Annotated in this window: 12 protein-coding genes and 1 pseudogene; 2 read left to right on the top strand and 11 right to left on the bottom strand. The window is 57.6% G+C overall.

Annotated features, from left to right (window positions below):
- Window positions 1-287 precede the first annotated feature (287 nt).
- The 5 genes and pseudogenes from ACFZAI_RS00390 to ACFZAI_RS00370 form a co-directional block, all read right to left on the bottom strand.
- On the bottom strand, window positions 288-3,743 hold the full coding sequence (locus ACFZAI_RS00390; RefSeq protein WP_391565054.1) for a DEAD/DEAH box helicase family protein: 3,456 nt from the start codon (window positions 3,741-3,743) through the stop codon (window positions 288-290).
- Between the two features lie 37 nt (window positions 3,744-3,780).
- Window positions 3,781-4,971, bottom strand: a complete 1,191-nt coding sequence (locus ACFZAI_RS00385; RefSeq protein ID WP_391565053.1) for a restriction endonuclease subunit S — start codon at window positions 4,969-4,971, stop codon at window positions 3,781-3,783.
- A complete protein-coding gene (locus ACFZAI_RS00380) occupies window positions 4,968-6,446 on the bottom strand; it encodes an N-6 DNA methylase (RefSeq protein ID WP_391565052.1) in 1,479 nt (492 codons plus the stop codon). Before ACFZAI_RS00380 ends, ACFZAI_RS00385 begins: the two co-directional genes overlap by 4 nt.
- Before the next feature lie 163 nt (window positions 6,447-6,609).
- Window positions 6,610-7,697, bottom strand: a pseudogene (locus tag ACFZAI_RS00375) (IS3 family transposase).
- A 693-nt stretch (window positions 7,698-8,390) separates the two neighbouring features.
- Window positions 8,391-10,100: an anti-phage dCTP deaminase gene (locus ACFZAI_RS00370; protein WP_391565051.1), complete on the bottom strand. Its 1,710-nt coding sequence runs from the start codon at window positions 10,098-10,100 to the stop codon at window positions 8,391-8,393.
- Between the two features lie 456 nt (window positions 10,101-10,556).
- Between ACFZAI_RS00370 and ACFZAI_RS00365 the strand changes: the two genes are divergently transcribed.
- A protein-coding gene (locus tag ACFZAI_RS00365) for an IS3 family transposase (RefSeq protein ID WP_391565050.1) occupies window positions 10,557-11,698 on the top strand; the annotation gives its coding sequence in 2 pieces (ribosomal slippage) (window positions 10,557-10,809 and window positions 10,809-11,698; 1,143 coding nt in all).
- 438 nt (window positions 11,699-12,136) lie between these two features.
- Here the strand turns inward: ACFZAI_RS00365 and ACFZAI_RS00360 are convergent.
- The 6 genes from ACFZAI_RS00360 to ACFZAI_RS00335 form a co-directional block, all read right to left on the bottom strand.
- A complete protein-coding gene (locus ACFZAI_RS00360) occupies window positions 12,137-12,571 on the bottom strand; it encodes a hypothetical protein (protein WP_391565049.1) in 435 nt (144 codons plus the stop codon).
- Complete coding sequence (locus ACFZAI_RS00355; protein WP_391565048.1) at window positions 12,568-14,577, bottom strand: integrase; 2,010 nt, start codon at window positions 14,575-14,577, stop codon at window positions 12,568-12,570. The genes ACFZAI_RS00360 and ACFZAI_RS00355 overlap by 4 nt, the downstream gene beginning before the upstream one ends.
- Window positions 14,574-16,112: a tyrosine-type recombinase/integrase gene (locus ACFZAI_RS00350; RefSeq protein WP_391565047.1), complete on the bottom strand. Its 1,539-nt coding sequence runs from the start codon at window positions 16,110-16,112 to the stop codon at window positions 14,574-14,576. The genes ACFZAI_RS00355 and ACFZAI_RS00350 overlap by 4 nt, the downstream gene beginning before the upstream one ends.
- Window positions 16,096-17,190 carry a tyrosine-type recombinase/integrase gene (locus ACFZAI_RS00345; RefSeq protein WP_391565046.1) on the bottom strand — a complete coding sequence of 365 codons (1,095 nt, stop codon included), beginning with the start codon at window positions 17,188-17,190 and terminating at the stop codon, window positions 16,096-16,098. The genes ACFZAI_RS00350 and ACFZAI_RS00345 overlap by 17 nt, the downstream gene beginning before the upstream one ends.
- A gap of 298 nt (window positions 17,191-17,488) precedes the next feature.
- Window positions 17,489-18,010 carry a single-stranded DNA-binding protein gene (gene ssb, locus ACFZAI_RS00340; protein WP_046802916.1) on the bottom strand — a complete coding sequence of 174 codons (522 nt, stop codon included), beginning with the start codon at window positions 18,008-18,010 and terminating at the stop codon, window positions 17,489-17,491.
- A gap of 326 nt (window positions 18,011-18,336) precedes the next feature.
- Entirely contained in the window at window positions 18,337-19,521 is a 1,185-nt protein-coding gene (locus ACFZAI_RS00335) for an MFS transporter (protein ID WP_391565045.1), read from the bottom strand.
- Window positions 19,522-19,700: 179 nt separating this feature from the next.
- Here ACFZAI_RS00335 and uvrA point away from each other — a divergent pair, with 179 nt between their 5' ends.
- A complete protein-coding gene (gene uvrA / locus ACFZAI_RS00330; RefSeq protein WP_391565044.1) occupies window positions 19,701-22,559 on the top strand; it encodes an excinuclease ABC subunit UvrA in 2,859 nt (952 codons plus the stop codon).
- The last annotated feature ends 41 nt before the right edge of the window (window positions 22,560-22,600 follow it).

Genomic DNA, 22,600 nt, shown 5'->3' with positions numbered 1-22,600 from the left:
CCGCAATTGCGGGGGCTTTGAATAGCAACTTACGCGTTCGAAATAATCAGAACGGTTATACGCACTAGAAGATGTTGATAGACGCCTGGAACACAGTGGGAAACTCTAGAAACGCTGAACAAAAGTGTTGGTAGCGGTGGCCCAGCGCCGTCCACTCTCCGTCGTTCTACGTGTTTTACGGTGTTTTGTGGGTAGCAGGCACTGTTGTTCCACAACCACATACAAGCCACAGGCCACGCTCACATTACATAGCTTTTCTGTCAACAGAGCCTTCAGGCGACGAACCATCAAGCCGCCTTCCGAGCGAGCTCATCCAGGATCCCAACGATCGCCTCGGCGTCCGCATCACGAAACGCGCCATCCAATCCTTCATGATGAATACTGGTGAATGGAGCGTCATAAAGTTGGCCAGGATCGACGGCTCCTTGCCGAGTAAGCCGCTCGATGATCATTTCCACAAAACGGATCTGCTGGCTGTTGTAACGCGTGCTATCCAGAAAAATGCCAAAGGCCTCCTTGGCCGCGTTGCGATCCAGGCCTACCAGTGAGCGTATGAACTGCGGCAGCGACACCTCGCCAAACTCCTCCACAAAGCGATCCCGGCCGCCCACCGCTGCGGCTTCGTAGACAAATCGCTCCAACTCGGTCAGATCGGTCGGCGTCAGGGGTTTGGCGAAGCGTAACTTGGCCATGGCGACGTGATTCTCGTTGGCCCGTATCCAGGCCTCGACCTTGCGCTTGTACTGCGCGGTATTGATGCCCGTGCTGAAATCCCGCAGCTCGACCTGACTGGCTGCCCCGAGGACATCCTGCAAATCGGTATAGACCGGCCCAATGGACTTGCGCTCGATGAATTGAATCAGCCCGCGTAGATGCCTACGCAGGTGCTCAATGATCGCCAGCGTGATGTCCTGCCAGTAGGCTTCGGTCTGCACTTCCTGGATCAAAGGCAGCTCCTGCTTGACTGCCGGGATGCTCTGCACGTTCTCCAACGACATGGCTAATTCAATCACCCGGTCACGATGACGGACGAAATCCTGGCTGTGCTGGACAATTGCAATTTGCAGGCCCAGACAAGTCATGTCAAACAGCTTGGCGGTGATGTCTTCTTCGGGCAGTTGACTGGGCAAGCCCGCGACGTGGTCACGTAGTTCCACGTAATCCGTAGCACCGAGCGTGTTCCAACGTCCTTTCTCGATGAACTTGCTGACGTGCTCACGCTGCTCACGCACGAGGAAGTTATCGAGGTTCATCGCCGCCACTTCATCATGCAATTGGGTCTGCAAGGCTGCTTGCAGGCCTTCCAATGCGTTGTAAGAAGCAGTCCCCTCTTGCAGTGCACCGTTTCCACTGTGTGGCGCGTCAGGCAGCAGAGACAACAATTCCAGGCGGCGCTTGAACAGGCGCTTGCCCAGCGGCTCGCTCATGGGCGACGGCGCGCCAGCGGGGTTCTCGTTGAAAAACTCGAAATTCCCGCAAAAATCAAAGATCACGAACTCGGTCTTGTCCAGTCCAGGGCCAAACAGGTCTTTGGATAGGCGCGTCCCGCGCCCAATCATCTGCAAGAACTTGACCTTGGAACGCACGGCCTTGAAAAACACCAGATTCACTACCTCGGGCACATCGATACCGGTGTCCAGCATATCCACGGAGATAGCGATCTGCGGCAGCTTGGCAGCTACGCTGAAGTCATCAATCAGCGATTGGGCATACTTCACCGCGTGGGTGATGACGCGGGCAAAGTGCCCTCGGTACTGCGGATAGTTGTGGTCAAAGCGGCTGGCGATGAACTGAGCGTGCTTCTCGTTCACCGCGAAAATAATAGTCTTTCCCAACCGGTCGCCACCCTCTACCTTGATGCCGTGCAGCATCAGGTGCTTGAGCATCTTGTCCACTGTATCGGCATTAAAGAGCTTCTTGTTGACATCCGAAGCCTGCACCTCGTCGGGCGCTTCTTCGTCGCCCCAATCCAACGACTCCCAGTGGTCTTTTTCTTCGCCGGAAAGCTCATCGTATTTGATGCCCTCGCGCACGAACTTCAACGGCACAGACTGCATGGTTGGCTTGACCAGATAACCATCAGCCACAGCCTCGTTCAGGCTATAGGCATCCGTAGGCACGCCCTTTTCCAGGCCAAACAGTTGATAAGTGTCGCGATCCACCTCATCACGCGGCGTGGCAGTCAAGCCGACCAGGTAGGCATCAAAGTAGCGAAAGATCGCGCCATATTTTTGGTAAACGCTGCGGTGTGCCTCGTCGATAACGATCAGGTCAAAATACCCCGCACCATACTTGCGCTGCACCCCATCCATCTCTTCTATCAAACCCATCATGGTCGGATAGGTGGAGAGAAACACGCGCCCCTGGCCGTCTTTCTCCTGAACCAGGTTGACCGGGCTGGAGTCCGGTAGGTGCGCTTTGAAGGCATTGGTAGCCTGCCGCACCAGCGCCACGCGATCAGCCAGGAACAGCACGCGCTTGACCCAATTGGCACGCATCAGAAGGTCGATCAGCGCCACGGCGGTGCGGGTCTTGCCAGTGCCGGTGGCCATGGTCAGCAAAGCGGCGCGATGCCCCGCCATGAAATACTCGCCCACCGCGCGAATGGCGCGCGTCTGATAGGCGCGCTCGACGATGCTGCTGCTAATCTCAAGAACACGCAGGTCCTGATGCAACGACCTGCGGCTGATGGCCAGCTCCAGCTCGTCCCGCGAATAAAAGCCCGACACTTCGCGCGACGCGGCGCGTTGGTCGTCCCACAGCCAGGTCTTGTGGCCATTGGTATAAAAAATCAGCGGGCGCTGGCCCTTCATCTGCTCCAGGCAATCGGCGTAGAGCTTGGCCTGCTGCCGCCCGACTTCGGCGTCACTGAAGCTGCGTTTGGCCTCCACCACGGCGAGCGGTTTGCCGTTCTGTCCCCACAGGACGTAATCGGCAAAGCCTCCGCCAGGCTTGTTGGGCATGCCGACCAGCGGCACCTCGACGCCCATATTGTCGCCCTCTACCCACCCGGCTTCGCGCAGCAGTACGTCAATATAGCGCTTGCGAGTCTCTGCCTCAGAATAGTCGTGCGTGTCCGGGACGGCGATATTGGCGGCTTTGGCGGTGGCCAGCTCGGCCCGCGCCCGCGCCAATTCCGCATCCAATTGGGCCAGTCGCGCTTCGTACTCAGCGGAAGTAGCCGCCACGACGGCGATCTGCTTTTCGCGCGCCTCGATCTGGGCGGTCTGCGCCTGCAGGCGCTCCTTGAACTGGGCCTCCTGCTTTTTAAGCTCGTCCCGAGTGAAAGCGACTGCCTCATCGGCGTTCACCAGGTGCGGAATACGCTTTTCGTCCCAGTCGGCGACGAGGGATTTGGGATCGCTGGTACGCGTAAAGGTGCGTGCCAGCCAATACATCACGTGGAACAGCTCGCGCACCAGATGCAGCGAGTCGCCATGGCGAATGGGTGCGCTGCCGTGCACCGCCCGATTGCCCAGCTTCTGGATCAAGCGGGTTTTTTGCCTTATCTGGGGTGGTACCAGAGCCTCGAAAGCTGGCTGAGTCAGCAGCACGCCCAGACTATCGTCATACGGCAGGCGCAGGGTCAGGTCATGCTCGTACAGCCAGTGCACCGCCTGCTCCAGAGCGTGGCGAGTGCGCATACAGGCCGCGCGCGGGTCGGAAACCACCAGTTGCTCGGCGCTGACAGCCGGATCGTATAGCGATTCGAATTCCGCGCGGAGAAACTGGAAGTTGCTCATGACCTAGTGAAAGCCCTGGACTTGGTAACTCGATATGTCAGAGTTTGCCAGAGAAAGCGCATTGTTGCAGGCTGGCGAAGAGCGTTTCGGCTTTTTCGGCGGCTCGCTGCATGATTTGTTTTTGGAATTCGATCTTTTCAGCGATTCGCGCAAAATGTTGTTGTAACTCTAACGGGGGTATGAGCAGCGGCAAATCGCGGAGCTGACGCATATTGATGGATGCTATGCCGGTAGTCTGCTTCGCCTGTCTGAGGAAGTAACGCTTCCCACGCTCACTGCCCACATACCAGTTGAGGTAAAGCGGGTGCAATTGATCGGAAGTAAGTCGTACACGAAATACATGATTCTGATGTATGCACTCAGCAATTTCGTTACGCCAAAGTACGCCGCGCCCAAGTTTGTCGGGATCTCCACCTTCAGTTAAGAGCAGATCGCCTCGCTGCAGTCGATATTTTTCGATTTCATCGTCCGTTGCCTCAATCCGCTTAACGACATCCAATTTCAGGAAGCGATCCTGAACATTCGAGACAGCCATATATGCCACATCTCGTGTTGTAGCTGCAGTCTTGCGGCCTTTGGTAATGCCAGAAATGATTTCTGCGACCTCACCAAGAGAGGTTGTTTCAGGCCAACCCCTAGGATTCGTCACAGGATCGCCAAACATCTCGATGAACACCGATTGCTGCAATTCATCCAACTTGGCAATGGCGGCACGGCGCTGAGCGCGCAGGACGTCGGCCTTATCGAGGATTGCGGCGATACGACGCTGTTCTAGCAGAGGAGGCAATGGAAGCTTCGACGCAAAGATAATCTTGTCCGAAACCGCTGGGTAACTAGCCCCTGTTGCTTGCTTGACCATAGCGCCAACAAAGGAGCGCGTCTTTACCCAATGGAAAAGGTAGCTACTATCGAGTCTATCTTTCTGCGGTCTTAGGACACAAAAACCAGTTGATGCGGTGGCATCACCCAAAGCATCCGAAATTTTTGCAACCCCATTTAAGTTCGGACGAACAGTGGAGACTAGAATATCGCCTGGTTTTACTAGCTGCCTTGCTCGGCTAGGGGCATCGCCACACGATATCTTACGAGCGCCAGTTATTGCCTTTGTCATTTGATCTATTGAACCCAGATCAATATAGGTGAATTCTTTGTCTTGATGGTCTCGCGACGGATTCCATGTGGATACCTCGTTTACGAGCGTACCCAATTGCGTTGGAGGAGACTTCATCCGAGCATGACCTCAAGCTCTGCCGTCCCCTTGGCTATCTCGGCCTCCAGCACCTTCAACTCTGCAATGATCTTCGCTGGCGATTCATACTCGACCACCTCGTGCACCACCTGCTTATAGCGGTTGATGCTCAGGTCGTAATCAGTTCCAGCAATTTCATCCTTCGGCACTAGGAAGCTCTGCTCGGTGCGTTCGCGCTCTACCTCCCCTGCCAGGTTCTGCCAGCGGCTCAGGATATCCGGCAGGTTGTCGTTCTGGTGCTTGGCTTGATCCAACTCATTCCGCTTGTCGTCCAGCGAGTAACCGTCGGCCCGCATGTCGTAGAACCAAACCTTGTCCGTGCCACCGGAGTTCGTCTTGGTAAACAGCAGGATGGCCGTACTCACCCCCGCATAGGGGCGGAACACGCCCGAAGGCATGGAGATGATGGCGTCGAGCTTCTGCCCTTCAACCAACATCTGACGCAGAGTCTTGTGGGCTTTGCTAGAACCGAACAGTACACCGTCGGGTACGATGACTGCCGCACGACCACCGGGTTTTAGCAAGCGCAGGAACAACGCCAAGAACAGCAGCTCTGTCTTCTTGGTCTTGACCATGCGTTGCAGGTCCTGGGCCGTGCTTTCGTAATCCAGGCTGCCAGCAAAGGGCGGATTGGCCAGGATCAGGCTGAACTGACCCTCTACCCCGGCGTGGCTTTCACTCAGACTGTCGCGGTTCTCGATGGCGGGATTTTCCACGCCGTGCAGCAGCATATTCATGCTGCCCACGCGCAGCATAGTGCTGTCAAAATCGAAACCGTGGAAGGTATCGTGGTTGAAGCGCTTGGCGCTTGCCTGGTCGGTGTAGATCTCGTTGCTGTGATGGTGCTGCAAGTGCTCTGCTGCCGCCACCAAGAAGCCCGCCGTACCGCAGGCCGGGTCGCAGATCGTGTCGGCAGGCTTGGGGGCCATCATCTCCACCATTAGTTTGATGATGTGACGCGGCGTACGAAACTGGCCGTTCTGCCCCGCGCTGGCGATCTTGCCCAGCATGTATTCGTAGAGATCACCCTTCGTGTCGCGATCATCCATGGGGATGGCGTCCAGCATGTCCACCACCTTGGCCAGCAGCGCGGGCGAGGGGATGGTGAAGCGCGCATCCTTCATGTGCGTGGCGTAGGTGGAATCGGCTTCGCCCAAGGTCTTGATGAACGGGAAGACTTGGTTAGCAACCACGTCGAAGAGCGTGGCTGCGTCGCCCAGTTGCTTGAACACCGACCAACGCAGGTTCTGCTGCTCAGGGCTGAAAACCGGCTCTTCTATGGGCTTGCCCAGTCGCGCTGCCTTTTTCTCGCGCACGCTGTGGATTTCGTCCAGGCGCTTGATGAACAGCAGGTAGGTCATCTGCTCGATGACTTCCAAGGGGTTGGAGATGCCGCCACTCCAGAACGCATCCCAGATGCGGTCAACCTGCGATTTGATGGTGCCTGTAATCATTTAATCTCAACTGGACTGGCCGCCCTGCACGGAAGGCGCGATGCGGGCATTGACTGCCAAGCGGTGTCACTACCGCCATTCACGGCCACGCATCTTAGTGTATTACTTGGGAGTACGTTGAAGGTAATCCCCCCATTTCTCGCGATTGCCAGAAGTAGGAAAGCTATGCGGCCATGGCCAGCCGCTGTTTTGGGGTGATGCCGCCCAACGCCATATTCGGGCGCTCATGGTTGTAGGACCACATCCACTGCGTAGCGACGCGTTGGACGTGGTCCAGGTCATCCCAGTGATACTGGGACAGCCATTCGTTTCGCACGGTTCGGTTGAACCGCTCGACGTACGCATTCTGCTGCGGCTTGCCTGGCTGGATGTATTCGAGTTTGATGCCCCATGCGCCAGCCCATTCGACGATGGCCGAGCTCAGGTATTCCGGGCCGTTGTCACAGCGGATGGACGACGGCCGTCCTCGCCAGCCGACAATCTGCTTCAGCGCGCGGATCACGCGTTCGGACGGCAGCGAGAAGTCGACCTCTATGCCTAGCGCTTCGCGGTTGAAGTCGTCGATCACGTTCAGTACCCGGATGCTGCGGCCATCGGCAAGTTGGTCATGCATGAAGTCCATCGACCACACCTGGTTCACTGTGCTCGGCACCGTCAACGGCTCGGGTGTCTGGCGAACCAGACGTTTGCGAGGCTTGATTCGCAGGTTCAGCTCGAGCTCGCGGTAGATCCGGTACACGCGCTAGTGGTTCCAACCGAAGCCCCGGACGTTGCGCAGATACAGGAAGCACAGCCCAAAGCCCCAACTGCGATGATTGTCCGTCAGGCGCAGCAGCCAGTTGGCGATCTCTTCGTTCTCGGCATCCGCCTTCGCAATGTACCGATAGCAAGTCTGGCTGACGTTGAACGCCTCGCAGGCTAGCCGGATCGATACGCTGCGCTCCTGCACTGCACGTTGGGCCATCTCGCGGCGGCGAGACGGCCTCACCACTTTTTTTCGAGCGCCTCCGTCACGATCTCGGCCTTGAGCTTCTCTTCGACATACATCTTGCGCAGCCGAGCGTTCTCGGCTTCCAGCTCCTTCATGCGCGCCATCAGCGACACGCCCATGCCGCTGTACTTTGATCGCCACTTGTAGAAGGTCGCCGAACTGATCCCCAGCTCGCGGCAAAGCTCGGGCACGGCCAGCCCTGCCTCGGCGCTCTTGAGCGATTCCATGATCTGGCTGTCCGTGAATCTTGGTCGCTTCATGCTGTAGAACTCCTCATCGAGAAAATTCTACTTCCGGCTACGACGCTTTTGCGGGGGGATTACCGCGCTACCGGCCGGTGCGGCAACCGCCTGAGTTGCTGACCGACGTGCACTGGCTATGTCGATGGACTGCACGCCAAACTAGCTCGCCGACGGGCATAGCAACCGCGCGCTCATCAAGAAGTACGTCTCGTTGCTACCCCAGCAAGTGATGCGCACCCTCAAGCAAAGCATCGAATGATGGAGAGGGCCCTCGACCACCCGGGGAGGCAACGGCCACCGGCATTTCTTGAACGCAGTCTGGGTTGAGTACGTTGCTAAGTGGTGCGTATCGAGTTCGAACAGTTGGCTAGGCGATTCGTAATCCGCCCAAAGCTGTGGAAAACAATGCCCAAGACTTCTCCCGACGAGGCCAATTTAGGCAACGCCCCAGCGGACTGGATTGCAGCGCATAGATGCCCCGCTGCCTCAGGTCGGTGCGATCTCACAGATCCCGAAACATGAGAGCAATCAAACAACCATTGCCTCGAAGAGGCTGGGCAATGACGTAGGCATGGGGGTGATGACTATGATTGCCAGGCCACGTGTCTAGGGTGGGGGGTGGGCACTTGCTCCGACCTTGCAGGCGACATCCGCTCACGGAAATTATCTGTCCCTTCCAACTTCATCCATGAGCGCTTCTCGTCAGACCAACTAAGTACCTCTTTTCGAGCGCGTTCGATTTGCTCTTTCAGGGTTAGCGGTTGAGACATGATGTGTTCCTTCAAAGTTGCTAGGCAGCGGAAAGATAGCTTTTTGTAGCTCCGGCACCACACTCTCGATGAGTGCTATCTCCAATTCCCGGTACGTACTTAGGTAACGCTGAAAGCGTACCTTACCGTCGGCCATCCGCCAAGGCCGGATTCTACCCTCATTCGTCTTCCGAAGATCATCCGCCGAGAAGATGCTCTGGTACTGCCGCGGAGCGATCCCTTCAAACGGTTCGAAGTTGACTTGCTTAAAAGAGGGAACGATAGGATCGACCGCGATGGCATCCGCGTGAAGTTGCTTTGCTCGACTCTTCGGATAAGGCTCGATGTAGACCACCCGTTTGATACCACTAGCAACGATATGGCGTGCGCACATATGGCAAGGGAACGTGGTGCAATAAAGAGTCGCGCCACTAACAGATTTACCCAATCTAGCCGCAGACATCAATGCTGCCATTTCGGCATGCACGCTTCTACCGAACTCCAGTAGATTCATTAAGCCTATGCCTTTCAGCACCTTCTTCTCTGAACCGTTAACTAAGGCTGGCACTAACTTATGAACCCCTTGTTCAACTTTCTCAGCTTTTAGATATCCATGCGAATGTAGTCGCTCAAAGAGCTCTTCAAACATTTGCAATCTTTGCTCGGCACTTGAGTCGATTTCTCGAGTGAAGTCGCGCCCATCATCTGCATCCCCCTCCCAGTACTGATCGCCGCCAAATTTCGGGACATCATTGCAGCCTACCGTAACGACATCGCTGCCGTTCACCATAATTGCTGCGCCTACCTGTCTATTCAAATCTGCAGATCGTAAAGCTGCTGCCCTTGCATGGAACATTCCATGCTCATCTTTTGTCGGCGTTCTAAAACGATTTCCAAACGTTAGATGCAAAAATCTCTTTATCTCTGATCTTAGACGTTCTGTATTTCTGGCGTCGACAAATAGATCGGCAAGTGGAAATGCATCCTGGACATCTTGTCCTAGATCCTTATCATCCTCAGACTCATCTCGAGCAATAAGTTCCTCAGCACGAGATCTTGCCAGTCTTTTCGCATTGGCGCCTACTCGGCCCAACCGTTCTGCCAGAGCGGCGACTCTAACGTCCCTAGGGGAATAAACAGAAATTAGAAGAAAGCCTTTTCCGTAAATTGCGCGCAGTCGCTCGATTTCAGCGGGGTGCTTGAGCGAACGCAAAATAAACGCCTGGCCTTTAGTGTCTGCTTCGGTACTACTTATTTCGTCCGCTCTAATACGAGATATCTCCGCGATAGCAAGTACCGCTGCCGCATCACCTGACTGGCTTTTCTCCCTAAGATGGGTGCCAAGGGTCATTAGATTGCCAATACGGTTGTGCTCCGGTCCTGTGCTGAAGTCAACCTCTGCTAACTTCTCAATAAGTTTGCTCAGTCGAATAGTATGTGTGTCGTATTTGGCCACCCCCAGACTATCGCCAAGCGCAGCAATTATCGGGTCCAAGTTCACACCGACAGGGCCTACAAGGCCAATCACAAGCTCGGGCTGAGCCTGGGGAGTAAGCAGAGTTTGCGATGTAACGGAAGGCTTTGGAGCTTGAGTTTGTGCTGAACTTTTTCTACCCCTCTTGATTTGAGCGCTGACCTCTTTTACCCGCGACTTTTTAGGCGAACTGTTCATCTCAACCCTTACATAATCTATTTCACGATTTGTGCAGACACGGATCAAACGGCGATCGTCAGTTGAGTTTTCGTCAGCTCATTGGCCGCTTGAACAATAGCAACATATTACCCAATAATTCAAATTGAAATAGAAATATGTTTGAAATTGCGTCGAACTATGTGGTGTGGACGATACGCACCGCAAGTTGTCTCAGGCAGAGCTTTAGAAGTGTGCCTCATCTGCTAGGAGGCAAATCGAGGATCCAAAAAACAAAGGGAATTACCTCGAGTTTCCTAGGCATCTACCGATTCAAAAACAGCGGCGCATAATTCGAAATGGAGCGCACAACTGGCAATTCTGCGGCTACCCTGACCGAATCAAATTAGAGCTGGGTTGACCCTAACCCAGTTTTTAGTACCGATCTGAATTAGAGAAATCCGGCATGATTTCACCATATGGAATAGGAGCCATGCCGTGAAGAGATCGAAATACACCGAAGAGCAAATCGCCTTTGCGCTGAAGCAGGCCGAACTGGGAACGGCCGTATCCGAGGTCTGCCGCAAGATGGGCGTGAGCGAAGCCACCTTCTACAACTGGAAGAAGAAATTCGGCGGGCTTGGTCCCTCGGAGTTGCGACGGCTGCGCCAGCTTGAAGAGGAGTGCAATCGCCTTAAGCGCTTGGTCGCGGACCTGTCGCTGGACAAGGCAATGTTGCAGGACGTTCTGGCAAAAAAGCTCTGAAGCCTTCGCGGCGCCGCGTACTCGTGGATGATCTGATGAAGCGCTACGGCGTCGGCGTGACCAAGGCATGCGCCGCAGTCATGATTTCCCGGTCGTTGTATCGCTACGAATCGTGCCGACGCGACAGTGGCGCGCTGGTCATGCGAATCCACGAGATAGCGCATACGCGCGTTCACTACGGATACCGGCGTGTACACGTGATGCTGCGCCGCGAAGGCTATCGAGACAATCACAAACGGGTCTATCGTTTGTATCGAGAACAAGGCTTGTCGTTGCGGCACAAGCGCCCCAAGCGCAATAAGTCGGCGCAACGTCGCCAACCCAAAGCGGTCGCGCAAGCCATCAATGACATCTGGAGCATGGACTTCGTCATGGACCAATTGTTCGATGGTCGCCGCCTGCGTGCGTTGACTCTGGTCGACAATTACACCAGAGAGTGTCTGGCCATCGACATTGGGCAAAACCTGCGGGGTGACGATGTGGTGGCGACGCTCGGTCGCGTATGCGCACTGCGCGGCTTGCCGCGCGTCATCAAAACCGATAACGGCAGCGAGTTCATCTCCAAAGCCATGGACAAATGGGCGTATGAAAATGGGGTGGAAATCGACTTCAGCCGGCCCGGCAAGCCGACGGACAATGCGCAGTGCGAATCCTTCAATGGCCGCTTCCGTCAGGAATGCCTGAACAGCCACTGGTTCTTGTCATTTGCCGACGCCAAGGAGAAAATCGACGCCTGGCGGACGTACTATAACGAGGTTCGTCCCCACTCCGCGCTGAAGTGGCAGGCACCTGCTGAATACGCGCGCCAGCACTTGGCCAGCGGCCATAGTACCAACCTCAATGAGCCGGAAATCTCTACTTCTGATCCGGACTAATTCGGGGTTAGGGTCAGGGGTTTTAAAGCGGCACTACCATCCTATTGGCGCTAGCAGCAGTCTGTAGCAAGGAGGGTGAGCTTTTCAAGAAGCTTATCCATTGCTGGCGGAGGCCGTAGAGTTTGAACAGAATTGATGTCCGTTGGAGCCTCGCCGCTGAGGACTTCCGCCGCTGGAGTTGTTCCGTTACTTCGGCCCCTTGAATCGCTCACGTCCCGGATTCGGCAGCGGCGTGTTGAGCATCATAATGGTCACCCCTTTGCGCTCTGCATTGTGTGCCCGTGTTCCTTAAGCAATCGGTTCTCCTGTGTCAGCCGGTCGACCTGCTCCAATGCCGCTCGTACCCGCGCATCGCGAGGCGTGGTCGGCGCGCTACTCCAGCTTCCCCTCAGGGCATCCTTCTTGAAGGCAAAGGCATTTGCCGCTGCCAGCATGGCATTACCTGACTCCTTTGGAGCGGTCCCGCTCGGGTTTCGGCAACGGGGCATTCAACATATCAAGTGTGACGCCCCTGCGTTCGGCATTGATCGCCCAGGTTACGAACTGCTCAATCAAAAGGTCGTTCTCGACCTGCAGACGCTTTGCCTTGGCCGTTGCACGCTCTGCTTGCGCCAGCGCGGCCCGGATACGTTCGTCGCGAGGCGTTCCACGTGAATGAGAAAAATTACCTCGCAACGCTTCCTTTCGGACCGAGAAGGCAATAGCGATCTCGTCATACTCTGCAAAGGTGAATCGCGAGTAGCGGTGACCACATGATGTCTCGAAGGCGGTGAGCAGAAGGTCCCAGGTCAGCTTACCTTTCCAGGTATCAAGCATCTCGAGAACTTGAGCAATAAGCTCAGGGGTGAGATCAGGAGCTCTAACTTTCTTCATGTCAGCAGCCTCGCACGCGACTTCTTCACCGGCTTGTTCGGGTGGAGATCGTTGACAGTGATCAAAGGAGCGCTCGCGATGTCCAGCCGGATCCGTGCTCCGTGGGCAACCGTGGAATCCTCCAGAATCGACAGGAGCAACTTTATTCGCTCAAGCGTGGTCGACTGATGCTTAACCCAATTGTCGGCTCCGTACTCCTCCTCGCTAAGAGCAGCCTTAGCCTGGTTCAGTAGATACTCCGTTTCGCTCTTCAGCAAACGCAGATTCGCCTCCTTTTCCTCTTCACCTTTGATGCATTCCTGCTCCTCGCAGTTGATGCAGTCCCGATACATCTGGCACGGCTCGGACGCAAAGTCGTGAATGCACCAGCCATACTCGGTCGAGTGAGCTGCGGTGAGGTTTTGGTTCCTGAACTCACCTCGCGTCGACAGCTTGCGAGGGCCGTTCGACATGAGCTCAAGCTCCGATGTGAATCCGAGTTTTAGGGCTTCGCTGATCGGCGCCTGAAGCTCCAGTGAGCTCATGTGGTTGTACGCGCAGTTCTGCTTTACATCACGTCGGCCTGAAAAGATGGCAATTTCGGCACTGCTTAATCCACCGACTTGAGCCAACATATTCAGATAGTGGCGCAGGCTGTGACTGCGCAGTTCAATGGAAGATCCGTCGTCCTCGGTATAGCCAAATCGCTCGAAAATAGAGGCACGGTCGTCACGCCCACCAAAGGGGTTTGTAATGACGCCGTGGTCCACGCAACTGAACATGCACCTGTAGGTCGCCCTAGTCGCATGCATCTCGTTCACGCGAACAAGAGCCATTGCGTCTTGGCACAGGAGCTCCGGATCCCCAGGCATATAAGGAAACGTCTTCGGCAGCATAGCAAGAACTGCACGTTCGACATCGGCGAGCAGGAAGCCGACACGCCCACCAAGCGATTGCTTTGGTAAGTTGTTGGTGATCTGCGCCCAAATGTTGGCCGAGCCGTCCGCCGTTTCATCGTCCCACAAAAGCAAACCGACTTCTGCTAGGGTCACCACCTTTCGCTCCCTGAGGTGTACGGCTCTCTCGTGGAAATACAGCTTTTCCGGGTTCGCCGTGTACCAAGCGGCAAGCCTCTGCGCAGGACCTGTCACCTGGATAAGGTTTGCGACCGCTTGACGAGCTATTGGTGCCATTTCCGTTGGAAGCCACTTCGTCGAATTCTGGAAACCTTTCGATCCTGACCAACGCAGTCCAAGCTTTCCCTGAAACTCACCGTCCCCTTCCACAATGCAACTGCGCCGCAGCCGAAGCACTTCATTGATTCGCTCCGGGGCGCAGAGCATCAGGCTAGTATTGCTCGACACCACGACATCGCGAACCTCGACTGCCTGAAAGAAGATTCCGCCAAGTGCACGGAGCGTCGCGGCAGATGGCAACTTCTTTTGCCGCACTTGCAATGCGTCCTTCGAGATGCGCGATCCCACTTCCTGTGGCTTCTTAATTCCATGGTTCCATCGTTGGCGGAGCGTGATGAAGCCCTTTGAACGCATCAAATCAGCAATGAGCTGCAACTGCCCCGCAACCCTGTAGGCCGCGCCTGGCGACACCCGGTCCCGGGCAAGCCCGACTGCACGGTCCAGCACGATCTCGTCTACCGCTGTCGGACTTAAACCCTTTGCACCTTCGCGCAAGGCGGCCTCCATGCAGCGAAGTGCTGCGATGCGAATGCTTTGAGACGCGACTGGGCGTTTGTCGTGCAGATAGACAATCGTCGCCTTAGCAAAGTCAAGAAAAGGTTGCGAAAGGTGGGGCTCGGGTTCGTCTCGTGCCGAGGCTTCCAGCGTACTAAAGATGGCCCTCAGGATCTTATTTTGCCCCTTTTGATATCCGACTTCCCAGACGTTCCTATCGAACTGCGTGCGAGCACCGAGAACCTCGGACTTTCGGCAGAACTCAATGAATGCAGCGACGTTGGCGGACGGCTCTAATTCAGCCTGAGGAGTAAAAATCAGAACAGTGGCACTCATGACGCTGCGTCCTCTGTTTTATCTTGTCCTCGTTGTTTCTGAACCTGTGAGCACAACCAGATGACTTCCTTAACAGCCTGAATCGGTTCGTCGTTCACCGCCGCCATCCGCTCGTCCGTCAAACATCTTTCGCGCTCCCGCTCCAAGCGCTGAAGCACCTTTTCATGCGGTGCGTCGAGCCAAGGCTCAAACCGAAAGCATGTGTAACAGGCGACCGGCTTGTTGAACGCGCAGCCACTTCCCTTCCCGGAGCAACTACCCACAGGGTCAGTCGAAACGCGGAAGTCGACAATGCGGCTACCGACAGCACCTTTATGGGTGCTGTGCCCTTCGTCCTCAATCAGTTGCCCTTGAAATGCTCGAGCAAGCGGCACAAGCATGGAGCCGATCGCTTTGTCGATGTTCTCTACAATCTTCGGTGAGGCCGAGAAATACACATCTACGTGCTGAAGATCTGCATGACCAAGGCGGTTTGCGATCAATACCTTGCTCGCACGTTCCTCCGCCATTCGTGTTCCAAACGTGTACCGAAACCGCTTTGGTGTGACGGGTAACGGTGCGAAGTCGAGCCGAGCCGTGGGAGGGACAATTTCCGCTAAGATCCGGACGAAGCAGCGCGAGAGGCTACTTGGCACGCAATGCCCGTAGAAGTCTGTCGATTCGCGAAGCTGCCTCTTAGGTCCGACTGGCATGATCACGGATGCGGGAAACAGCGGAGATTCGTAGCCGTTGCCCATTGCACGCAAGGCGTCAATGTAGTCTGAGAGGAGCCGAGTAGTTTGAGGGCCGATATCGAATGCAATAAAGCTGGTCCGCATATGCTTCTCCCCCGTCTTCGCGTGAGGGAGATTGAGCACGGCGGAGTCGCGGTCAAAATCGCAGATCTTCAGTGACGCATACTGCGATATACGGCCGCCGCATGCGAGGAGCAACCTTGTGATGACAAGTGACCACAAGGGGAGCTCTTCCCTTCCGTATGCGGCGTTCACAGCTGAATGAAGCGCGGTGTATTCGTCCTCGCTGAATGGCCCTCTGATCGGGTCGCGTGTTCTGACCGGTTCGCCTTTCTTCCCACCTGGAATACATCGCTCCAACAAGTACGTTTCGCACTTTGGATCAACTCCCGGAAAGCCAAGCTCTACCCACTTGCGAAGCAGCAAGCTCAGTAAGCTCAGTCGCCAACGTCTAGCAGCGAGCATACGAGCCGCATAGTTCGAGAAATGTTGGGGGGTGATCACCCCCGTAAAACTTGCATCAATTGCGACCGAGAAGCTATGAAACTCGCTATCCAAATTCAAGATATAGCCGGAGGAGTGCCTCTTGAGAAAAGGGATCAGCGTCTGCTTTAGCAATGGGACGAACGACTTGAACGCCGTGTTGTATCGCCCGAAGTCAATTCGCGGCGCAAATGGGCCGTCAGTCCACTCCCAAACATCACTCCTTGGGTCAATGCTTGAGCCCGAACGCGTGAAGACACGCTCAGGAAGCATGACCGTCAGCGCCGCCGAAAGGCTAGTGTTAGATGCCTGACTCATCGAGCTTTTCTTGCAGTTTCAGGGCGATCTCGCGACCCTTTCGGCTCGCGTGCCGACGGGTGTACGTTGCTGCTGACTTAGAATCATCCGCCCACCCTTGTTGTTCATTCCGAGCTTTCTCTTCAACCGTGTCCGTCAATCCCATCAGTTCAGCTTGCTCGGAAAAGCGCTCGTTCCATGTGTGACGCATCACGTGGCTTGTGAGCGTGACAGGCAGCCCTGGGCAAGCCTCGCGAAGCTGCGCAAACATCTTGTCAATGCTCTTTGGAGACAAAGGCTGGCCGTCATCGGCGACGATAAGTTGCGGAAATTTGCGGGCAGCCTTGATCTTGTTTCGGTCGTTCCGGATGTAGCTCCAAACCGCCCTCATGATGGCCGGGCGCACCTCGACTTCTCGATCATTTGTCTTGGTGTTTTGCTGAATTAGACGAGGGTCTTCAGTTGCATCGGCTCGACGGAGGATGCTCAGCCGAGGCAGACTTGGATCCAGATCACCGATCTGGAGGCCAAGAAGTTCTCCTCGACGCATGCCAGTGGCAAGCAGGAGCACAATTATCAGCCAATTGCGAAGGCGGACGAATCCTCGCTTCCACGGGTTGTTGAGTGAGTCTGGGTGAACAATAGCGAGCAGCCTTTCTTGATCTTCCTTCGACAGCCCTTCACGCGCGCCCACCTTGGCTCTATTGGAAACCTTAGGAATTTGGCCTTGAAGGGCCTTGAGCACCCGCACACTCTCTTGTGCCAACTCGTTCTTCTGCGGCGCCGACAGGGCGGCTCCGAAATAGTCGGCGAGGAAACCGAGGTAGTCCGCCATGTACCGAATACGCGAGGCCTGATTGGCCGCATCAACAGCGATCACTTCCTCGACAGCGGCTCGCCGCCGCATTCGAATCTTCTTGAAATCAATCACGGTAGAGCTGGCCGGATAATCGAGAGGTTCGTCCGAAAGGTCCGCAACTCGATATTGAGCCGCGTCTGCCAGACGATTGATTTCAGGCAAGGTAAGAAATTGCCCTCGCCTCAAACGTTCGAGTAGCGGGATGCCGGCTTTGTCCAGTTCACGATATAGCAGTGCCATGATGGCGCAAACTGCGTGAATCGTATTGGCCGCTCGCCCACGCCTGCGGAAAGCTGCCAGATATAGAGTCACCTCATGGACTGGCAGCCCTCCTGGCCGGCTTAGAACAGAGAAACGCTCCCCGTTTTGAAAGCGCACGCGCCTTGCTACATATCTGGTCATTTACCCACCACTTTCACCAAGTAGTAGTTGAACTCAAGCACAACTAGAGCACAGAATTGAAGTGTGGGTAAAGAAAAAGCCCGCCCTTCCACGAGAAAGGCGGGCCTCAACCAACAAAATGTCGGCTAAGTAGGTATTAGAACGGAATATCGTCGTCCATATCCGCCAGATTGGCGCCGCTGCTGGCCGGGGCTGCTGCGGGGGCCGGGCGCTGTTGCGGCGCCGGGCGTTGCGCCGGGGCGCGTTGCTGTTGCGGACGCGACGGGGCGTCGTCGTAGCCGCCACCACCGCCGTAGCTGGCGCCGCCGCCGCCGCCGTCTTCACGGCCGCCCAGCATTTGCATCTGGTCGGCGACCACTTCGGTGCTGTAGCGGTCAGCGCCGGTGTCCTTGTCTTGCCACTTGCGCGTCTTCAGACGGCCTTCGATGTAGACCGAGCGGCCCTTCTTCAAGTATTCGCCGGCGATTTCAGCCAGGCGGTTGTACATGACGACGCGGTGCCATTCGGTTTCTTCGCGGCGCTCGCCGGAAGCCTTGTCCTTCCAGGTGGAGGTCGTGGCGATGGACATATTGCAGATTGCAGCCCCTTCCGGGCTGTAGCGGACTTCCGGGTCGCGCCCCAGATTGCCCACGAGAATGACTTTGTTAACCGATGCCATGCCGATGTCCCTCAGTTGTTGACAGCCTGCGCCTGTGCGTTGCCGCGAGCGCGCCGGCAACAACATAAAAAGCGATGTTGAAGACCGGCTTCATGAAACACGCCGGTCATCATGACAATGACCGGCGACGCCTGGGAGCCCGAAGGCGGACCCGAATTCTTGAAGCCCTAATTTGGTACGTATTATCGACGAAAAGCGCCTGCCGCGCCAAACGCCAATGGTGACAAAGCGATCCTGGTGGTGATCCGAATTGCGGGCCGATGAGCGCCGTTCACAGCGCGATCAACGACTTTTCCAAGCTTTCGGGGACGTATCCCCGATGGCCCTCAAGCCAACGGCCGCAACGCCCACGTCACCGCCAGCCAGACCGCCGACAGGATAGCCGCGCCGATGAAAACCGCGCTTGCGCCCGAGTGCGACGCCAGCCAGCCGCCCAGCGCGCCGCCCGCGAACAGGCCAGCCGCCTGGGCCGTGTTGTAAAAGCCCAGCGCCAAGCCTTTGTAGGCTTGCGGAGCCACGCGGGACACCAGCGACGGCTGCAAGGCTTCCAGCACGTTGAAGGCCACGAAGAAGCCGGTCAGCGCCACCGCCAGCGTGTAAAAACCATGGCTGGCCGCCGGCAACAAGGCGCACACCAGCACCAGCCCGGCAACAGCTGCGCGCAAGGCGCCGCGATGGGCGCGGCGCTTTTCCGCCACGAACACCACCGGCACCATCAGCACAAACGACACCAGGATGACGGGCAGATAGACCTTCCAGAGCTCTCGCGCGTCCAGCCCGCCGACCTTGGCCAGCAAGGCAGGCACCACAACAAACAAAGACACCTGGATCAAATGCAGGACGAACACGCCGAAATTCAGGCGCAGCAGGTCGCGGTGCGTCAGCACTTCGCGCGGATTGGCTGACTGCATGGTGCGTGCCTGCGTGCGCGGCACGACCGGCACCACGAAGCGCGCCACGCCCAGGCAGATCACGCCCAGGCAGGCGATGGTCCAGAACAGGCCGGACAGTCCCCACCACCCCACCAGCACCGGCGACAACACGAGTGACACCGCGAACGACAGGCCGATCGACCCGCCCACCATGGCCATGGCGCGCGTGCGCACCTCGTCGCGGGTGGCGTCGGCCAGCCAGGCGGTAACCGCCGCGGAAATGGCGCCCGCCCCCTGGATGGCGCGGCCGATGGTGATCCAGTACACGTCGCTTGCCTGCGCACAGACGATGCTGCCCGCCACGAACAGCAGCAGGCCGAACAGCACGACAGGCCGGCGGCCCCAGCGGTCGGACGCCAGCCCGAACGGAATCTGCATGAACGCCTGGGTCAGGCCATACATGCCCAGCGCCAGGCCGACGCGCGCGGGGTCGTCCCCGCCCGGCATGCCAGCGGCGGCGACGGCAAAAACCGGCAACAACAGGAAGAGCCCCAGCATCCGCGCAGCGAACAAGCCGGCCAGCGCGACGCTTGCGCGGCGCTCGGAAGGGGTCAATTTCAGTTTGGTGTCTGCCGGCATGCGGAAATTTCAACAATGACAAGGGCGGTGCGCGCGCGTGGATGTCACACGCTCACGGTCTGATCTAGCGGTGCGGCGCCGGACCCGGTTCAGTCAATCTTGACGGACTGCCCCGAACGCTGAGGGATTCGGCGCGCTATAGTACCAAGTTGGCCTTTGAAACCGCTTAAAAGAGCCCGATGGACGCGATACGCATTCGGGGTGCACGCACCCACAACCTTAAGAACGTCTCGCTGGACCTGCCGCGCCACAAACTGGTGGTCGTCACCGGCTTGTCCGGCTCGGGCAAGTCTTCGCTGGCGTTCGACACGCTGTACGCGGAGGGCCAGCGACGTTACGTGGAAAGCCTTTCCGCCTACGCCCGCCAATTCCTCCAGCTGATGGACAAGCCGGACGTGGACCTCATTGAAGGCCTGTCGCCGGCCATTTCAATCGAGCAGAAAGCCGCGGGGCACAACCCGCGCTCTACCGTCGGCACCATCACCGAGATCCACGACTACCTGCGCCTGCTGTATGCGCGCGTCGGCACGCCCTACTGCCCGGATCACGGCCTGCCGCTGCAAGCGCAAAGCGTCAGCCAGATGGTTGACGCGGTGCTGGGCTGGACGCCCGAAACGCGTCTGGCCGTGCTGGCGCCGATTGCGCGTGGCAAGAAAGGCAGCTTCGAAGACGAATGCGCCAGCCTGCAAGCCCAGGGTTATGTGCGGCTGCGCGTGGACGGCCAATTGGTGGAAATCGACGGCATGCCGCCGTTGAAGAAAACCGAAAAACACGACATCGATGTGGTCATCGACCGGCTGCGCATCAAGCCGGAAAGCAAGCAGCGTCTGGCGGAAAGCTTCGAAACGGCCCTGCAATTGGCTGATGGCCGCGCGCTGGCGCTGGACATGGATAGCGAACGGGAACAGGTTTTCTCCAGCCGCTACGCCTGCCCGGTATGCAGCCACAGCCTGCCCGAACTCGAACCGCGTCTGTTCAGCTTCAACAACCCGATGGGCGCCTGCCCCAGTTGCGACGGCATCGGACAAGTGGGCTTCTTTGACCCGAAGCGCGTCGTGGCTTTCCCGGAACTGAGCCTGGCCGCCGGCGCAATCCGCGGCTGGGACCGCCGCAACGCCTTCACGCATTCGCTGCTGACCAGCCTGGCCGCGCATTACGAATTCGATATCGAAGCGCCCTTCGAAGACTTGCCCGAAGCGCTGCGCGACAAGGTGCTCTATGGCTCTGGCGAAGAAGAAATCTCGTTCCTGTACCTGAACGAAAAAGGCCGCAGCACCGTCAAGCGCCATGTCTTCGAAGGCGTTATCCCGAACCTGGAGCGCCGCTGGCGCGAGACGGATTCGGCCACGGTGCGCGAAGAGCTCGGCAAGTACCGCAATATCAAGACCTGCCCCGACTGTGCGGGTTCGCGCCTGCGCCCCGAAGCGCGCAACGTCCTGATCGGCCACGACCCGCGCGGCGGCGAGCGCCACGGCCAGGCCATCTATGAAGTCGAGGCCATGCCCTTGTCGAGCTGCCTGGCCTGGTTCCGAGACCTGAACCTGACCGGCGCCAAGCAAGAGATCGCGCAGCGTATCGTGCGCGAGATCGAAGCGCGGCTCAGCTTCCTGAACAACGTCGGCTTGAATTACCTGTCGCTGGACCGCAGCGCCGACACGATTTCGGGCGGCGAGGCGCAGCGTATCCGGCTGGCCAGCCAGATCGGTTCCGGCTTGACGGGCGTGATGTACGTGCTGGACGAACCATCCATCGGCTTGCACCAGCGCGACAACGACCGCCTGATCGGCACCCTCCAGCACCTGCGCGATCTCGGCAACAGCGTCATCGTCGTCGAGCACGACGAAGACATGATCCGCATGGCCGATTGGGTGGTGGACATGGGTCCGGGCGCGGGCGAACACGGCGGCGAAGTCGTGGCGCAAGGCGATCCCGAAACCGTGCAACGCGACCCGAACTCGCTGACCGGCCAATACCTGAGCGGCGCGCGCGAGATCGCCATCCCCGCCCGCCGTCCGGTCAACGACGCATTGCCCTGGCTGACCCTGACGGGCGCCAGCGGCAACAACCTGAAAGACGTTGAACTGCGCCTGCCCGCGGGCCGGCTGGTGTGCGTGACAGGCGTGTCGGGTTCTGGCAAGTCCACGCTCATCAACGACACGCTGGCGGTGGCCGTGTCGCGCCAGCTGCATCACGCGCAAAGCGAACCCGCCCCTTACGTGTCGATGCAGGGGCTAGAGCACTTCGACAAAATCATCAGCGTGGACCAAAGCCCCATCGGCCGCACCCCGCGCAGCAACCCGGCCACGTACACGGGCCTGTTCACGCCGATACGCGAACTCTTCGCGGGCGTGCCGGAAGCCCGCACGCGCGGCTACGACCCGGGCCGCTTCAGCTTCAACGTCAAGGGCGGCCGCTGCGAAGCCTGCCAGGGCGACGGCGTGGTCAAGGTCGAGATGCACTTCCTGCCCGACATGTACGTGCCGTGCGACGTCTGCCACGGCAAGCGCTACAACCGCGAAACGCTCGAAATCCGTTATCGCGGCCGCAACATCAGCGAAGTGCTGGAGCTGACGGTCGAACAGGCGCTGGAATATTTCGAGTCGGTGCCAGCCATTTCGCGCAAGCTGCACACGTTGATTGATGTCGGTCTGTCCTATATTCGGCTGGGCCAAAGCGCGACCACCTTGTCGGGCGGTGAAGCGCAGCGCGTGAAGCTGTCGCAAGAGCTGTCGCGCCGCAGCACCGGCCGCACGCTGTACATCCTGGACGAGCCCACCACCGGCTTGCATTTCCGCGATATCGAGCTACTGTTGCAAGTGCTGAATCAATTGGTCGACAGCGGCAACACCGTGCTCATCATCGAACACAACCTGGACGTCATTAAAACGGCAGACTGGCTGATCGATATGGGTCCGGAAGGCGGCGACGGCGGCGGCTACGTGGTGGCGCAAGGCACCCCGGAAGACGTCGCGGCGACGCAAGCCAGCCACACCGGGCAATACCTGGGCAAGCTGCTGCGCCGGAATGCTGGAAGGTGACCCTGCTGGAAGGTGACCCTGCCGATCGGTGGTTCCGCACG

Source organism: Achromobacter sp. NPDC008082 (assembly GCF_042957345.1).
GTDB lineage: Bacteria > Pseudomonadota > Gammaproteobacteria > Burkholderiales > Burkholderiaceae_B > Achromobacter > Achromobacter kerstersii_A.
Note: the sequence above shows the minus strand (reverse complement) of the source record. Positions and strands in the feature narration are given on the sequence as shown.